This window comes from Streptomyces sp. SDr-06 (assembly GCF_003324565.1).
Lineage (GTDB): Bacteria > Actinomycetota > Actinomycetes > Streptomycetales > Streptomycetaceae > Streptomyces.
Genome location: NZ_QOLA01000006.1, coordinates 17696 through 33031, shown reverse-complemented (window position 1 = coordinate 33031; position 15336 = coordinate 17696). Strand labels below are relative to the sequence as shown.

Here is a 15336-nt window from a genome sequence, read left to right as displayed (position 1 = left end):
CTGCGCTAGCCGACGTTCGGGGCGGCACGGAGGGCGAGTGCGAGGGTGTCGTCGGGATGCAGGACGATGGTGTGCATGTCGTCGGCGATCGCCGCGGGGATGTCGGCCACCGGTTTCGCGGCGTGCCGCCGTGCCGCTTGAATGAGCCGGGCCTCGCCCTCCAGGGGGTTTCTGCGGCTCTCGGTGAGCCCGTCGGTGTAGAGGATGAGGAGGTCGCCCGGCCCGAGTTGCGTGTTCAGGACCGCGTCACTGCCGGGCACCGGGTAGCCGAGCCCCCGGCCGGAGGTTTCGAGGTAGTCCGCGGTGCCGTCTGCCCGCAGCATGAGCGCGGGCGGGTGGCTGCCGTTGGCCAGCTGCAGCGCGCCGGTGGCGGGGTCGAGACGGGCCAACAGGACGGTCGCCATCAATCCCGGGTTCAGCGGCATGAGCAGTTCGTGTGCGCGCGCGAGGATGGCTCGGAGGGGATGCCCCTCCAGGGCGAGGGTGCGGACGCAGTGGGTGACGTCCAGGGCGGCTCGCGTGCTGCGCACACCGTGGCCCAGGGCATCGACGACGGTGATGTGGAGGGTGCCGTCGGGCAGGAGGAACCAGTCGTAGAGATCGCCGCCGGTGGGGGCGTGCGGGTCGGCGGGCGCGTAGTGGACGCCGAGTTCCAGGCCTTTGACCTCCAAGGGAGGCGGTCGCAGCGCGGCTTCGAGTTCCTGGAGCATCGCGCCGTGCGCCTGGCGCAGCTGCTCGTCGCGCTCTTCGAGCTGTACGTACAGGGCGAGGACGCCGCCGTTGGTCTCGGCCAGCTCGTGTTTGATCCGGCGGTGCTCGGCCACCAGGGTGTCGGCGTGGGCGAGGGTGGCGCGCAGCTCCTGGTCCACGGCGTCCGCCTCGCTCGGCAGCTCGCGGGCCGGACGCGGGCTGACGTGGTGGAGGGCAGGGGTGTCGTGGGGCAGGGGGATGTGCCAGGCGACCGAGGTGGCGGACGTCATGGGAGCTGCGGGCAGGGGCAGCTGGGTGCCGTCGAGGGAGCCCCAGGCCTTGTGCGCGCTCAGGGTGACCTCCATGACGGAAGCGCCATCGGCCGGGTCTGTCGCGACGTCGACGGCGAGGGTGACCGGGCGATCTGCGGTGAACTGGCGTGCCGCCAGGTCCGTCACGGACAGGACCAAACGGGCGCGGAGTTCTGGGGGCAGTTCGTACTGGTGGGCCACGTGGCGCACTGCCCTGCGCAGGGAGGGCAGTGCGTCGAAGGTGCCGTTCATGGATGCCTCTTGGGGGGCCTGAACGCGAGGGCCGTCGCGTCGTCACGGGTGCAGCGGTAATGGTGGGTCATCGAGGCGATGAGCAGCGGCGGGGGGAGGCGCAGCATGAACAGCGAGGCGTCGAGCGTCCATCGGGCATCGACGCCGTCGGTGTGCAGGACGGCGGTGCTTCCCGCTGGAAGGGGGATGGGATGTGTCCGGGGGGTGGGCATGCGCCACCCCACGACGCCGGGCTGACCGGTCAGACGGTGGTGGATGCCGTCGGGGGACAACGCCACGGCTCGCACGTTGCCGACCCCGCAGTATTCGGCCCGTTCCGCATCGTAGAGGCGCAGCATCGCCACGGCCGCACCCCGCGTGTGGCGCAGCGCGCGGTGCAGGGCGGCGAGGATGTCGGGCAACGGCCGCTCGGCGGCGCTGTGAAAGGACCGCAGCGCGATCTGGGCGGCTTCAGCCGCCTCGGCGCCGTGCCCCAGCCCGTCGATGACGATGGCGGTGTGTGCGTCGCCGGTGGGGACGATGGTCCCGGCGTCCCCGCAGTGATGCTCGCGGTCGGCGGACAGGCATACCAGAGCAGCGTTCTGGTACGCCTGGTCCGGCTGGTCGGGCAGGGTGATGCGGGCGCATGCCAGGGTGCCGGTGCCGACTTCGGTGCGGACGGTGAAGTTCGTGGCGATGCGGCTGACGGCTCCCAGACCGGCACCGAGGGTGCCGACGGTGGTGTAGCCGTCTCTCAGGCAGCGCTCCAGTTCCGGCATTCCGGGCCCGCGGTCGGCCGCCAGGATCTCCAGGCCGCCTCCCAGGGGGAGCGGCTGAAGATACAGGGCGCCGTTGGTCGCGTGCTTGTTGATGTTGCTTGCCAGCTCCGAGGCCACCACAGCCGCCTGGTCGGGCAGCGCGCCCGGCAGGCCGCAGCGCTTGCCGAGCGATCGGGCGGCCTCAGCGGCGAGATGGACAGCGCTGTAGTGGTCGATGCGTACATGCGCTGTTGTCAGGGCGTTCAGCGGCACGGCCCGGTCCACCGAGTGGCGATCACGGTCGTGCCTTCTCCGACCGTGGTGTGTACCTCGAAGTCGTCCATGAGCCGGCGCGCTCCGCCGAGTCCGTGCCCCAGGCCGGCGCCGGTGGTGAACCCGTCGGCCAGTGCGGCCTCCACATCAGGGATGCCGGGTCCGCGGTCGCTTATGGTCAGCCGCAGTCCCGTCCTGGTGCCGCGGCGCGGGTAGTCGATGGTGAGGGTTCCGCCCCCGCCGTGAACGTAGGCGTTGCGTGCCAGTTCGCTGGCGGCGGTCACCACCCGAGTCTGGTCGATGATGCCGAAGCCGGCCTTCACCGTGGCCGCTCGCACAGCGTGGCGAGCCGTCAGGAGATCCTCGTCCGTGCGCAGGGTCAGTTGCTCGGTCAGCGGCTCATCGCCTGCGGGGGGCGCGGCCGTGTGGCGGTTAGCGAGTTGGGTCATGTCGCCCCCCTCCCGGGGGCCGCGAGCCCTGATGCCATCCGAGTACCGCCATGCCTTGTTCCGCATTGAGGGCGGTCTCGACACCTTCGAGCTCCAGGCCCAGTTCGACCAGAGTGATGGCCACCGCAGGCCGCATGCCCGCGACGATGACCCGTGCTCCCAGCAGCCGCGACATGGCTGTCATCTCCATCAGCATGCGCGCGACGAAGGAGTCGACCATCTCCAGACGTGAGATATCGATCAGAACCCCGCGGGCCTGATCGGACGCGATGCGCTCGGTCAGCTCGTCGGTGAACGCCAGGGCGGTCTTGTCGTCCAGCTCATTGAGGAGCCCGGTGATCAGGACGTCGCCCAGACGAAGAATCGGAACCCCGCCGCTTGGCTGCTCCCTCACCGCAGCGCCTGCGGCTCAACGACCACGTCTTCGGTCAATTTGATGGCCTCGGACAGGGCATCGGCCAGACTGGCGCGCGTGAGGATCTTCGACAGGTCGATGCCCAACTGGGCGATGGTCTGTGCGATCGGCGGACGGATACCGCTGATGACGCAGTCAGCCCCCATGAGGCGCACGGCGTTGACGGTCTGCATCAAGTGCTGGGCCACCGCCGTGTCGACCGTGGGCACACCCGTGATGTCGATGATGGCGACCTGTGCCTCATGTTCCTGGATCGCCTGCAACAAGTTCTCCATCACCACCTGCGTACGGGCGGTGTCGAGCGTGCCGATCAAGGGAACCGCGAGGACGTGACGCCACAGCCGCACCACGGGTGTCGACAGTTCGAGCAGCTGGCGGCTCTGTCGCCGGATGATCTCTTCGCGGCCCTCGACATACGTTTCGAACGACAGGGCTCCCGCCGCGTCCAGCAGCCGGCTGACCAGCAGGGCGGCTGAGAACAGCTCAGCTCCGTCCTCCGTGGTCGCCTGAACCGCCTCCAGCACCGCCTCTTTCAGGACGAGGACCGCCAGCGACGTCGCCGTAGGCGTGGCGCCGCCCCGAGCCCGACGCAGTGAGAGGTCGATAACAGCCTGACGCAGCTCTTGGTGAGCGTTCACCACCTGACTGGCGGGCAGTTCGCTCTCCAGACCGCCGCCCAGGGCGGATACCAAAGCATCGGCTTCTTCCCGCAGCTCGCGCTCACTGACCCCTTCTCTCAGCTCGGCCTGCGCCAGCTGCAGCGCGACCCATCGGTCGGCCACCGCATCAGCACTCTCCTGCAACACCTTCGCCAGGCGCTGCCGGACCACGGCCTCGCTGCTGCTCACTCAGATCCCCTTCGTCGGTACTGTCAGTGCGTGCGGTAGAGGCAGGGCGGTCATCGCATCTTCCGGGCCTCCACCAGCGACACCCTAAACGTGAAACTGTTGTCGTATGGCAAATATACGCACGCGTGCGGCCGCCATGGAACCCCTGCCCCCGTCCCGGTGCCACACCCCGTCCGCGACCCCCATGCGTCCCGGACAAGGCCGCCCTGCCAGGCCGGTCGGGGAGGGCCTGTCTGGCTGGACGGGCCCGGCCTGTTGCGCACTTGGTGGGAGCTTGCGTGACTCGCCGAGATCGCGCCACGCGGTGTCGCCGCTACCGGAGCCCTTGCGGGTGCCCCATGGCGACGGTCATAGGCCAAAGCGAGCAGAACTTCCTTGAAACATCCCAGATTCCGCCACATCTCACGCTGACCTACCCGGAGGTGGACCGCTCCTGCGGCCGCGGGCTCAGGGGCTCCGCTGCACGGGCTCGTCGTGGCCGACCTCTGCGCGGCGTAGGTGGAGGCCTGGTGCATGGCGGCCGCGCACGCCCGGCAGGTTCGGTAACCGCCGTGGGCGACACGGTGGGCGAACGTTCGAACCCTCTTCTCGCCAGCCGACGTTCCCACCCGGCGGGCACCAGTGCAGCGATCGCGGGCGGGATCAAGGTGGCTGTGAGTCACCTCAACTGAGAGCTCCTGATAAGCGATCCCGCATCGGGGTACGAGCCCCACTGATGGCGCCTCTCAGCCCGTGACCCGGGCCGAGGTGTCGGGAGAGCGCTGGCCCCGAGTGCGGGAAAAGGAGTCAAGGAAGTGGTGTCACGAAGAAACACGTCTCTATGGGCGACGGTGCCAGAAGGTTCCCATCTGGACCCGGCCCATGGCTCGATGTGTGCATCAAGCCGTGATGGAGTACTGAGGGCTGTGAACCCATGGGTGCTTCGGCCGATAGTCGGCGTCAAGCTGTGCCCAAGGCGTCGCCGTGCGGGGAGTCGTCGTCCCCCGCTTCCCGAAGCATGGCTGAGCGGAAGCAGGCCGGTCCCTGCGCAAAGGTTCCCCGCTCCCGTGGCGTCATGCTCGATACGACCTCAGTCAACGCGGCTTCGCGGCGCGCCCTCAGATCACTGAGTTAAGCAACGCCCTTGTCCGACAGCCGCAGCTCCACCTCGCGTCGGCTCGCAGTGCTCGGGGTCCGCTGAATGAAGCCGAGAGCGTGAAGCCGGTCGCACATGCGGCTCACCGCCGAAGGGGCGGAGCCCAGTTCGTCTCCGAGGGTCCGCAGGTTGATTCCGTCGTCACCCGCGAGGATGTACAAGACTCTCAGCTGCGAAGCCGAGACCGGCGCGATGGCTGCCAAGTCCCGCCCGTGACTCCACAGCACTTCCAGCACCTCTATGGCCTCGCGAGCTGCGACCGCGGCGGCCCCCCCGGCCATCAGCCGCAGAGTCGTCGCTGCCGCCGGTTCCCGCGGATACAGCTCTGAGCCGCAGCGGCGGTTGCCGGGACATAATGCCCTCCCGTTCCTTCTTCGTTGCTTCTTCCTGAATAGGTGGTAATTGACCGGTGGACAGATTCACGGCCGCGGAGCGCGCACTGCGCAAAGCCGCCCCGCACGCTCTGCTTGAAGCTGTGCAGGACGCTCTCGCGGCGCACTACGCGGCCATCTCCGTTGACCTGCTCATGGCCGACTATGCGATGACCATACTGCAACCTGTCAGCGAGCTCCCTTACACTGTCGAACCCATTCCTGTCCACCACAGTTCGCCGGGCCGCGCCTTCGGCGCCCAGCAGCCCTACGTCGAGAAGGACAACCGGACGGGCCGACTGCTCAGTCATCTGCCCATCAGCGTCCGCGGAGACCGCATCGGTGTTCTCAGCGTCACCCTGGCGCAGGAGAACTACAACGCGGAGACAGAGCAGGAGCTCTGGGACATCGCGGGCGTCCTCGGGCACGAGATCGTCGTCAGCGAGCGTGACACCGACATCTACCTTCAGGCCCGACGGGCCAACCGCCTGACGCTGGCCGCCGAAATGCAGTGGCAGCTGCTGCCGGGCCGGTCCTGCTCCCGCCCGGAGTACGACATCGGAGCCCAGCTCGAGCCCGCCTACGCGATCCACGGCGACAACTTCGACTGGTCGACCTCCGCGGACAGTCTCACCCTGGTGGTCACCAACGGCATGGGCGAGGGGATCGAAGCGGCTCTCCTGACCAACCTCGCCGTCAACGCACTGAGAAACGCCCGCCGGGCGGGACTGTCGCTGGCCGATCAGGCATGCCTGGCCGACCAGGCCGTCTACGGCCACTACCAAGGGCACGCCCACCTCTCCACCCTGCTCCTGCGCTTCGATCTGGACACCGGCGCCACGGAGATCGTCGATGCGGGTTCCCCGAAGATGTGGCGCCTCAGGCAAGGCCGCGTCGAACAGATCAACCTCGAGGCGCAACTCCCGCTCGGAATGTTCGAGGACACGCCCTACAGGGCCGAGCCATTTCGTGTTGAGCCCGGGGACCGTCTCGTCTTCGTCAGTGACGGCGTCTACGACGTTGCTTCCCCTGCCGGCGAGCGGTACAGCGAGAAAGCTCTGACGCGCGCCCTGACCAGCACCCGTCTGCTGCCCGCCTCACAGGTCCCGCGTGCGGTGCTGCAGGAACTCGCCGGGCACCGCGGCCCCATCGACGCCGACGACGACGCCATGGTCGTCTGCCTCGACTGGCGCGGTCGCCAGGAAACGAGCTGTATGCCCGGCTGATCACTGCGGGCCCGGTCACGACACCCCGCAGTTCCAGCCCGCCCTCGAACGCAGCCGCATGCCTCGCACCGGCTCCGGACGCCCGCACGCCACGCCGCAAGGGTCCGTGCCGACCACGACAAAATCGCCGTCCGATACGAGGCGACCGTGCTGGTCGCAGCCCTCAACGAGTGGCTGTGACCAGCACTTTCTGGACCGGCTCTAGGTGTGGAACGTGGTGGTCGCCTCCAGGTCCGCCCGGCCGGTCGCGACCTTGTTCACCGGCGCACTCTCGTCGGCGTAGCCGAAGGAGATACCCACAAGCAGCTTCCCCTCGCCCACTCCGAGTTGATCGCGGACGGTGTCGGCGTAGAAGCTGAGCAGGCCCTGCGGGCAACTGGCCACGCCGTAGCCGGTCATGGCCAGCAGCAGCGTCTGCAGGTAGGCGCCGACGTCGGCGGCCAGCCGCGGCCCGCCGTCGCCGGTGACGAACAGAAACGCGGCATGGGGCGCCCCGTAGAAGCCCAGACTTTCCACATCGTAGGCCGCGCGAGCCGGGTGGTCGTCGGGGTCGATGCCCAGCGCTCCGTACAGACCGGCGCCGAAGGCGGATCGCCGTTCCTGGTGGATGGGGGCGTACATGTCCTTTGAGTACGGGTAGTCGGCCGTGACGCGTCGCTCGGAGTGGGCCGTGCGCAGGGCGTCGGCCAGACGGTCTCGCCGTGCGCCACCGACCACCTCGACCCGCCACGGCTGCGCGTTGGAATTGGACGGCGCGGTGCAGGCCAGGGAGAAGACTTCGCGCAGCGTGTCCTCGGGTACCGGGTCGGGACGGAATGCGCGGGTCGCGCGGCGCCCGCGGATCAGCTGCTCGGCGTACTCCGACGTTCGCGTCCGGCCCGGCTGTGTCCTGCCGGTGGGCGCCTCGCTCGTGCGGGTGAAGACCGGTCCACTCATGGAACTCCCCTCAGGATGACCAAGGTAAACGCAATCGTTTACCTGAAGCGCCACTGTAGCCAGCCACCCCCGCTGAAGTAAACGAGAACGTATACTTACGTCATGACCACGATGACGGCGGCGTCTCGACGGCCGGGGCGCGGAGGGCGGGAGCGGATCCTGGCCGCCGCGGCCGGACTCTTCGCGGCCCAGGGGATCAACGCGACCGGCATGGAGCAGATCGCGGAGCGGGCGCCGGTGTCCAAGCGGACCCTCTACGCGCACTTCAGGACCAAAGACGAGCTGGTCCTCGCCCATCTCAAGGACCTCTCCTCGACGGGACGTACCCTGGAGGGCGTGCTGGCACGTGAGGACATCCCCGCCAAGGAGCGAATCCTCGCCCTGTTCGACCCGCCCCCGACCGGCACGGATCCCGTGCGCGGATGCCCGTTCATCGACGCCGCCGCGGAGTTCCCCGACCCCCAGAGCGCGGTCCACTCCTACGCCCGCGAACAGAAACTGCTGATGGTGCGGCTGGTGGCCGACCTGGTTGCGGAACTGGGCTGCCGCGAGCCCGCCGTCCTCGCCGAGCAACTCGTCACCCTCGCGGACGGCGCCGCCAGCCGCGCCATGGTGCTGGGCGAGTCGGACTACGGGCGGCACGCACGGGCAGCGGCAGAGACCCTCCTGGACAACGCGCTGCCGACCACGAGCTGACAGGCCCCACCGGGTTGCTCGGTATGCCGAGTGCATGGCGCGAAGATCCCGCCGCTCGACCGAGAGGGAGGCGGGCCTTTCACGACGGGCCCTGAAGCCGCTCGGGGCGTGCCGCGCGGTCTGCTTGCCTTGTCTTTGTCGTAGCCATGGCGAGGGCCTGGCACACTTGTCTCGTTCACCGCACTGCCGCGCCCTGAACATGACAGGGACGGGCCGCGGGTGGGGTGGGTCAGATGAAGTGGAAGAACGCGCCCGGGGGCGTGTGGGCACATGCCGGTGAGGGGGCGGATATGACCGCGGTGGACGCCGGTGTCGCGGGGGCCGACGGTGTTGTGCCAGAGGGCCCCCTCCGGCCGATGCAGGCGAGTGCGGCGCTCGACGGTGAAGGCGGGTGCATCGCCGAGGCCCGTCACTTCGCCGCTGACTTCCTGGCGCGCGTACGGGACCAGCAGGGCGTGCAGGTCTCGCAGCGCGCGGTGGACCTTACGTGCCTGGTGGTCAGTGAGCTGGTCACCAACGCCCTCAAATACGCTCCCGGGCCGGCGCTGATGGATGTGCGGATCACGGGCGGGGAGGTGGAGATCGTGGTCTGGGATTCCGATCCGGTGCTGCCGGCTGCCCGGGCCGCGGACGCGGGCCGAGTGGGGCAGCACGGTCTGGAGATCGTGATGTCCGTCGTCAACGGCTTCGAAGCGCGCAAGGAGCCCGTTGGTAAGCGCATCACAGCCCGCGTCGCTCTCCACGATCCCACTGGCTCCCCTGCTCGGTAGCCGGTGCGGAGTCCGGGCCCGGGGATTTGGATTCAGGACGCTCCCCTCCGGCGATCTTGCGATTGCCGCTGAGCAGGATGGTCGATGACGGGTTGCTGGGGGCCGGCCCGATGGCCGGTTCATCCACCAGGGTGCCGCCGCCCGTGTCACTTGACCCAGTGCCGGGCGGGAAGAGCCCTGCCGGGACGGACCTCCGAGCCGAACCCTTGCCCGTGCACTTGTCTGTGATCCTGTTCAGTCGAGCGGGCTGGGGAAGTACCAGAGGTGGCCTTCGAGGACGCGGGCACCGTATTCGCGTACGCCGAAGGGGCTGGCCCGTCGGCGCGTGGAGAAGTCGCCCCCCGCGCCACGGCGTAGGCGGAGTGGGCATCGGCATCGTCGTCGGATCCGAAGCAGGTGCCCGCGGCGGCGGCCTCGTGGGACGTGACGGGGCGGGAGATGTCCTCAGCCGGCGTTCACGTGATCGCGTTGGGGCGGTCAGCGCAGGGAGCGGATCGCCGGGCTCGCGGCCACCAGGACGGCGCACGCCAGCACAGCGCTGCCGCAGAGCAGGAACAGCGTCGTCGTGCCGTAGGGGAGCAGAACGCCGGCAAGCACGTAGGAGAACGGGTCGAACGCGACCGTGGCCAGTACGACGAGGCTGAGCACCCGCCCCAGCAGGCGTCGCGGCACTCGTTCCTGCAGAGTGGCCACGATGACCACGCCGAGGAACCCGGACCCCACGCCGATGAGGGAGACAACCGCCGTTGCCGCGACGAGGTCGGTGACGACGGCGAGTCCGGCCATGCCTGCGCCGATCGCCGCGACTCCGCCGGCCACGGTCCAGCCGCGCCGGGCGGGGGGCCGCCATCCGGCCACGAGCGAGCCGGCCAGTGAGCCGGCTCCGAAGCCGGAGAGCACGACCCCCAAGGAGCCTGCGCCGCCGAGGCGTTGATCAGCAAGGACCGCGCCGCCCACGAGTACGGGGCCCACGACCGTGACGTTGATCAGCGCGACGGCCGCCAGCATCCCTCGCACCATCGGGTTTCGCCAGGCGTACCTCAAGCCCGCACCCAGAGCACGCGCCGTGCTGAGCCGCTCGCTGTCGACGCCGTCCGGCCCGGTGCCCTCCCCGTCCCTGCCCTCGGCGTCCTCCGCGGCGCCGTGTGTGTTGCGTGCCACGCGAATGAGGGTGCTGAGGGCGACGGCGGCCAGCGTGGCCATCGCCGCGATCCCGCCCAGCGTCGCCTCGAAGCCGATGGTGGCGACGGCACCGGCAGCCACCGCCGGGCCCGCCAGATCGCCTGCCGACTCCGCGCCCTGCACCAGCGCGTTGACCCGGGCGAGCTTGCCGGTCGGCACGACGGCGGGCAGCAGCGCCAGGGCGCCGGGCAAGTAGGCGGCGTCGGCGACGCCCAGTAGACCGCCGAGCAGCGCGACGGTTGTCACGGACGGAGTGGTGAAGGCGACCAGGGCGCAAAGGAGAAGAAGGATGACGACCCTCAGCCAGGCGGCGAAAGCCGTGACACGGCCAGGGCCGAGGCGGTCAACCAGCAAGCCCGCCGGCAGCAGCAGCACCGCGCGCGGCAGCGCCACGGCCAGGAGGACGAGCCCTGTGGCCAACCCGGGCTCCGACAGCTCAAGTACGAAGAGCGTGAGCCAGATCAGGAACAGCGCGTCGACCACGGCCGCCAGCCCTTGGCCCGCGACCAGCCGGTGCAGCTGCGGATCACCGAGCGGCCCGCGGGGGACCACAGGGGCGGTCGGTTCCGTCGTCATGGCAGGCTCCCCTGGCCGACGCCTGAAGGGTTCGCCGGGCGCAAGAGCTCTCGGTCTTCGCGCGCCCGGACCCTGGTCGACTGCATCAACACGTCCACTCGCAGATTCCGGTGGCATGACCGGCGGAAGTACGGCTGCCACCCCGGCATTCGAGCCGCGCGTCGCTAGGCGATGTGCGTGCCCCCGTCGACGGTCAGCGTGGTCCCGGTGATGTAGGACGCCGCGTCGGAGACCAGGAAGACAAGCGCCGCCGCCAGTTCCTCGGGCCGCCCGACACGTCCCGAAAGGACCCGGGGCAGCATCGCCTCGACATAGCCTTCGGCGTATCCGTCCGTCATCGGTGAGGCGAAGAGCCCCGGCGCGAGGGCGTTCACCCGGATGCCCTTGCTGGGGGTCCACTGCTGTGCGAGATCGCGGGTGAGCCCGAGGAGTCCGGCCTTCGACGCCGTGTAGGCGGCCTGCGGCAGGCCGCCGGTGACCAGGGCGAGGATGCTGGAGACGTTGACGATGGCACTGCCCGGCAGCATCACCGCGCCCGCGGCCTGCGCCATCCAGTAGGACCCGTTGAGATTGATGTCGATGACTTCGCGGAATTGCTCCGGCTTCTCCTCCGACGCGGGTCGTTCTGCGCTGATCCCGGCGTTGTTGACGAGGATGTCCACCCGCCCGAACGCCCGCATGGCTGCGTCGATCAGCGCGTGACAGTCCTCGGGCTCGGCGATGTCGGTGCGCACGGCGACAGCCCGGCGGCCGAGTTTCTCGATGGCTGTGCGCACCGCTTCCAGTCTCTCGGTGCGCCGCGCCCCGAGCACGACATCGGCGCCGGCCTCGGCGATCGCCGTGGCGAAGGCGGCACCGAGCCCGGAGGAAGCGCCGGTGACGACGGCGACGCGCGCGTCGAGCCGGAAGCGGTCGAGGACGCTCATGACCGCCTGTCCTTGGGGGAAAGCGTTCTGCGCATGGCGCATCTCCCGGAGTGAGTCCTGTTCGGTGCGGGCAAGGGGGCTGTGAACGGGCGAGTCCCGTTGATCACGTGAGGGCCGCGCGTGTGGTGCTGCGCGGACGGCGAGGAAAAGGGTGGTCGGCCGACGGCGAGGACTTCTCGCTGGTCACTTCGTCGGGGCCGGGCCCTGGTGACCTCTTCGGCAATCTGCACAGGTGCGTCGTGGAGGTCAGAGGTGTTCATCCGGGTCCTCCCTGGCGGGTGGGAGCGGGCGGGGCCGGTCCGGTTGGTCGTGCCCGGCGGTCGTCGGCCGGTGCGGCGCCTTCGGTGGGGACGTCAGACGCCGAGGCGTCGGCGGTAGGTGAGGAGGGTGCGCAGGAAGCCTTCCATCTGCTCCTCGGTGTGGCCCGCGTGCGGGAACAGGCGCAGGACTGCCTGGTTGCGAGCGACGGCCGGGTAGGAGAAGACCGGGACGAGGTAGCCGTCCTCGACGAACCACTCCCGCATCTGCAGGGCGGCGGCGTCGTTCCCGATCGGCACCGAGAGCATGTACGACTCCGTGGGTGTCGTCGGTGTGCCTGCCTCATGCATCTGGCGGCGCAGCCGGGCGGCGTGTGCCAAGTAGTCGTCCACGATTGCCGGTTGGCGGGCCAGGGCATCGATGGTGCGTGTGGCGGCGTAAGCGGTGGGGGGCTGGATGGCGGCCGTGAACATCGAGGTGCCCGAGAGCAGTTCGAAGGCGTCGATGGCTGCCGAGGGCCCCGCGATCGCGCCGCCTTCCAGACCGACGGCCTTCGACAGGGACACCATCACGAAGTCGGCTCGCTCCCGGATCGCTGCTGCCTCTCGGGCGTAGGGCCGGTGGTCGGGCCCGTACACCATGAAGCCGTTGGCGTCGTCGATCATGCTGATGGCGCCGTGACGGTCGCACAGATCGAGGATCTCCACGATCGGCCCCATGGTGCCGTCGGCCGAGTAGATGCTCTCGGCGATCACCACCGTCTTGCGGGCTGTGACCCGGTTCAGGACGCGTGCCAGGTCGGAGACGTCGTTGTGCCGGAACGCGTGGACGCTGCGGCCATAGGCGAGCCCTTCGAGGCCCTTCCAGATGCTCCAGTGCATGTCACGATCGACCACGAAGACGGTGTCGTGGTTGCGTACTTCGATCCCGGCGTCGAAGTGCGCGGAGCTGCTCATGGCATGGACGAATCCGATGTTCGCCAGCAGCCCCGTGGCGAAGGTGATGGCCTGCTCCTTGCCGGTGTGGCGGGCGAGCGTCTCCTCAAGGACCTGGTGTGGACGGCAGATCCCCTGGGTCATCCGGGACCCGCTGGTGCTCAGGCCGTGGGCGAGCGCCCCTTCCGCGAAATGGCGTCGCACGGGGATGTGGCGCTCCAGGTCGAGGAAGCTGATGCTGGCGAAGTTGACCAGCTCGCGGCCGTTGCGGACGATGGTCGGCCCGACCGGACCGTCCACCACCGGTGGCCGGTAGGACGTGTCGTGGGTGTTGGCTTCGACGAATGCGGCGAAGGCCCACGGGGCCAGACGGTCCGCAGAAGGCGCGGCGGTGTGCGAGACGGTCATGATGGGATCTCTCCTCCACGGGGGATGCGGGGCGCCAGAGGCTCCAGGGCTGCGGCGAGGTGGCCGAGGGAGGCCGTCCCGGCCAGCTCGTCCGACGCGATCCCGGTGAAGCCGAATTCTTCGAGCAGCGCCAGCAGCCGGGGGACGGCGACCAGGGTGACGCCGTGGTCGGCGAGGCAGCGGGTCATGTCGACAGGAGCCATGCTGCTGGGGGAGGCGGCCGGCCTGCCGCCGGCGCCGAGGGCGGAGGCCACGGCGGCTGCCAGCGCCCGTTCGGCGTCGGTGGCCGGCGGGCGCGGCGGGGGCGCCGGACAGCGCGACGCGAGGCCTGCCGGCGACAGGACGTAGCGGTCCGGGGCCACGATGCCGTGCACTTCGCCGAGATGGTCCAGGACGTGGCGGTGCAGGTCGTCGGGGGTGACATGAAGGGTGGTTCGGGCGTGCACGACCAACTCGGGGTCGGGCCCCTTCCCACCGGGCTCCACCGTCACGTCGAGCACCCCGGGATGGCCGCGCACCACCCTTTCGACCAGGGGCAGGCACACCCACCCCTGCGGGGCGCGCCACCAGCCGGCGGCGGGTGGCGCCGACGGCTGGTGGGGGACCGGGCACTCGGCACCGTCGGCGAGCGTGCGCAGCAGCTCGCACAGGCGGACGGGCAGGGCCGTGGCCTGCCCGGCGTCGAGCAGATGGTCCCCGACGGTGACATCGAGGACGACGGCCCCCGTGTCGAGACCGAGGTCGACGTAGAGCGTCTCGCAGGGCTCGTCGGGGGAGCTGGTGATCCACGTGGTGGGCCCGTCCGGCGGGGTGTCGGCCTCGGCGCCCCCGCGCTGTGGGACCAGGTAGTCGCGCGGCCACGCGTAGCAGTTGTACTCGATGGTGGGTACGGACACGACGCCGCGGCGGCGGTCCATGCGCGCCTGGGCGGCCACCAGTTCCGCGGGGCGGTACTGGCCGTGCCGGTAGGCAGCGGCGGAGGCGGCGGCGACCGAGGCGACGACCTCGCCGAACGCCGCGCCCGGACGGAGGTCGATCTGCACCGGAACCGTCAGGGCCCGGACGGCGATGCTGCTGCGCAGCGAGGCCCGGGTGCGGTTGGAGACCACCACGGAGGCGAGGAACCGGTGTTCGCCGGTGCGGGCGGCGACGTCGTGGGCCAGCGCCGCGAGGACCACGACCTCCGGGCTGGCCCCATAACGTCGGGCGACGCGTTGGAGGTCGTCGTACGCTCCCACGGAGCGGTGCTGGAGGCGGTGGCGCCCCTCGCCTTTGTCGGTCCCCCCGAACGGGTCCAGCACGCCGGTCGGGTTGCTCGCGAGACGTGCGAGCCACTCGCGTTCCGCAGCATGGGCGCGTCCCAGCGGCTGGGCGGCGACCGCGTCGAGCGGATGCATCAAGGCTTCCGCCGGAGCCTCGTTGCCGCGCAGGTGATCGTGCAGTTGGCCGAGCAGGACCGCAAGCCCCCATCCGTCGATCACCGTGTGGTGGGCGGCCAGCAGGACCGCACGCGGCTTTCCCGCCTTGAGCAGCACCCTGGCGAGCCACGGCGGCTGCCGCTCGGGGTCGATCGGGCGGGTGGCCAGCTCTGCCGTGGCGGCCTCCAGGGTGTCGGCGTCGACGTCGGTGACGTCCGCGTAGTCGACCGGCAGCGGGGCCCAGTCCGCGCGGTGGACGTACTGGAGCGGGCGGAGCGGGTCGATGGTGGTCCGCAGCGCTTCGTGGCGGGCGGCCAACGACGCGAGCGCTACGAGGACGTCGTCGACGCTTGCCGGGGGCGGGACGTGGCAGTGGTCGGCGAGCGGGGTCGGGTTCACACGCCGGGGTCCGGGAATGGTGCGCTCGAACCAGTGCCACTGCTGGACCCAGCTCAGCGGTCCGCTGCGCAGCACGGTGGCGCGGTCCGGGGCCGGTATCGGTTCGGGAAGGCGGTCCATGGCAG

14 protein-coding genes are annotated in these 15336 nt (G+C 70.1%); 3 read left to right on the top strand and 11 right to left on the bottom strand.

What is annotated here, in order from left to right; all coding sequences use genetic code 11:
* Positions 1–5: 5 nt before the first annotated feature.
* The 6 genes from DT019_RS15070 to DT019_RS15045 form a co-directional block, all read right to left on the bottom strand.
* Entirely contained in the window at positions 6–1253 is a 1248-nt protein-coding gene (locus DT019_RS15070) for a PP2C family protein-serine/threonine phosphatase (protein WP_114037307.1), read from the bottom strand.
* On the bottom strand, positions 1250–2263 hold the full coding sequence (locus tag DT019_RS15065; RefSeq protein ID WP_223279526.1) for a SpoIIE family protein phosphatase: 1014 nt from the start codon (positions 2261–2263) through the stop codon (positions 1250–1252). Before DT019_RS15065 ends, DT019_RS15070 begins: the two co-directional genes overlap by 4 nt.
* Positions 2254–2712 (bottom strand): anti-sigma regulatory factor, encoded by a 459-nt coding sequence (locus DT019_RS15060; protein ID WP_114037306.1) that lies wholly within the window; start codon positions 2710–2712, stop codon positions 2254–2256. The genes DT019_RS15065 and DT019_RS15060 overlap by 10 nt, the downstream gene beginning before the upstream one ends.
* Entirely contained in the window at positions 2696–3106 is a 411-nt protein-coding gene (locus tag DT019_RS15055) for an STAS domain-containing protein (RefSeq protein ID WP_114037305.1), read from the bottom strand. The genes DT019_RS15060 and DT019_RS15055 overlap by 17 nt, the downstream gene beginning before the upstream one ends.
* Positions 3103–3975, bottom strand: coding sequence for an STAS domain-containing protein (locus tag DT019_RS15050; protein ID WP_114037304.1), 873 nt, complete (start codon positions 3973–3975; stop codon positions 3103–3105). Before DT019_RS15050 ends, DT019_RS15055 begins: the two co-directional genes overlap by 4 nt.
* A 1110-nt stretch (positions 3976–5085) precedes the next feature.
* Positions 5086–5391, bottom strand: coding sequence for a MarR family transcriptional regulator (locus DT019_RS15045; RefSeq protein WP_114037303.1), 306 nt, complete (start codon positions 5389–5391; stop codon positions 5086–5088).
* A gap of 128 nt (positions 5392–5519) precedes the next feature.
* On the opposite strand from DT019_RS15045, the gene DT019_RS15040 reads away from it, so the two are divergent.
* A complete protein-coding gene (locus DT019_RS15040; protein WP_114037302.1) occupies positions 5520–6707 on the top strand; it encodes a PP2C family protein-serine/threonine phosphatase in 1188 nt (395 codons plus the stop codon).
* 201 nt (positions 6708–6908) lie between these two features.
* Here the strand turns inward: DT019_RS15040 and DT019_RS15035 are convergent, their stop codons facing one another.
* Entirely contained in the window at positions 6909–7643 is a 735-nt protein-coding gene (locus tag DT019_RS15035; RefSeq protein ID WP_114037301.1) for a nitroreductase, read from the bottom strand.
* A 102-nt stretch (positions 7644–7745) separates the two neighbouring features.
* Here DT019_RS15035 and DT019_RS15030 point away from each other — a divergent pair, with 102 nt between their 5' ends.
* Both DT019_RS15030 and DT019_RS15025 read left to right on the top strand, forming a co-directional pair.
* On the top strand, positions 7746–8339 hold the full coding sequence (locus tag DT019_RS15030; RefSeq protein ID WP_114037300.1) for a TetR/AcrR family transcriptional regulator: 594 nt from the start codon (positions 7746–7748) through the stop codon (positions 8337–8339).
* Between the two features lie 356 nt (positions 8340–8695).
* Positions 8696–9109 (top strand): ATP-binding protein, encoded by a 414-nt coding sequence (locus tag DT019_RS15025; protein WP_114037580.1) that lies wholly within the window; start codon positions 8696–8698, stop codon positions 9107–9109.
* A 477-nt stretch (positions 9110–9586) separates the two neighbouring features.
* On the opposite strand, the gene DT019_RS15020 is transcribed toward DT019_RS15025, so the two are convergent.
* The 4 genes from DT019_RS15020 to DT019_RS15005 form a co-directional block, all read right to left on the bottom strand.
* A complete protein-coding gene (locus DT019_RS15020; RefSeq protein WP_114037299.1) occupies positions 9587–10867 on the bottom strand; it encodes an MFS transporter in 1281 nt (426 codons plus the stop codon).
* 164 nt (positions 10868–11031) lie between these two features.
* Entirely contained in the window at positions 11032–11793 is a 762-nt protein-coding gene (locus DT019_RS15015) for an SDR family NAD(P)-dependent oxidoreductase (RefSeq protein ID WP_114037298.1), read from the bottom strand.
* Positions 11794–12146: 353 nt separating this feature from the next.
* Positions 12147–13394, bottom strand: a complete 1248-nt coding sequence (locus DT019_RS15010) for an aminotransferase class I/II-fold pyridoxal phosphate-dependent enzyme (protein WP_114037297.1) — start codon at positions 13392–13394, stop codon at positions 12147–12149.
* The gene (locus tag DT019_RS15005) at positions 13391–15331 is read right to left on the bottom strand and encodes a condensation domain-containing protein (protein WP_114037296.1); all 1941 of its coding nucleotides are present in this window, start codon (positions 15329–15331) and stop codon (positions 13391–13393) included. Before DT019_RS15005 ends, DT019_RS15010 begins: the two co-directional genes overlap by 4 nt.
* Positions 15332–15336: the final 5 nt, after the last annotated feature.

What these genes read in the sequence shown, in the direction of transcription:
- DT019_RS15070 (WP_114037307.1), bottom strand. Translation starts at nt 1,253, where the DNA reads ATGAACGGCACCTTCGACGCACTGCCCTCCCTGCGCAGGGCAGTGCGC.
- DT019_RS15060 (WP_114037306.1), bottom strand. Translation starts at nt 2,712, where the DNA reads ATGACCCAACTCGCTAACCGCCACACGGCCGCGCCCCCCGCAGGCGAT.
- DT019_RS15045 (WP_114037303.1), bottom strand. Translation starts at nt 5,391, where the DNA reads ATGGCCGGGGGGGCCGCCGCGGTCGCAGCTCGCGAGGCCATAGAGGTG.
- DT019_RS15035 (WP_114037301.1), bottom strand. Translation starts at nt 7,643, where the DNA reads ATGAGTGGACCGGTCTTCACCCGCACGAGCGAGGCGCCCACCGGCAGG.
- DT019_RS15030 (WP_114037300.1), top strand. Translation starts at nt 7,746, where the DNA reads ATGACCACGATGACGGCGGCGTCTCGACGGCCGGGGCGCGGAGGGCGG.
- DT019_RS15025 (WP_114037580.1), top strand. Translation starts at nt 8,696, where the DNA reads ATGCAGGCGAGTGCGGCGCTCGACGGTGAAGGCGGGTGCATCGCCGAG.
- DT019_RS15020 (WP_114037299.1), bottom strand. Translation starts at nt 10,867, where the DNA reads ATGACGACGGAACCGACCGCCCCTGTGGTCCCCCGCGGGCCGCTCGGT.
- DT019_RS15015 (WP_114037298.1), bottom strand. Translation starts at nt 11,793, where the DNA reads ATGAGCGTCCTCGACCGCTTCCGGCTCGACGCGCGCGTCGCCGTCGTC.
- DT019_RS15010 (WP_114037297.1), bottom strand. Translation starts at nt 13,394, where the DNA reads ATGACCGTCTCGCACACCGCCGCGCCTTCTGCGGACCGTCTGGCCCCG.
- DT019_RS15005 (WP_114037296.1), bottom strand. Translation starts at nt 15,331, where the DNA reads ATGGACCGCCTTCCCGAACCGATACCGGCCCCGGACCGCGCCACCGTG.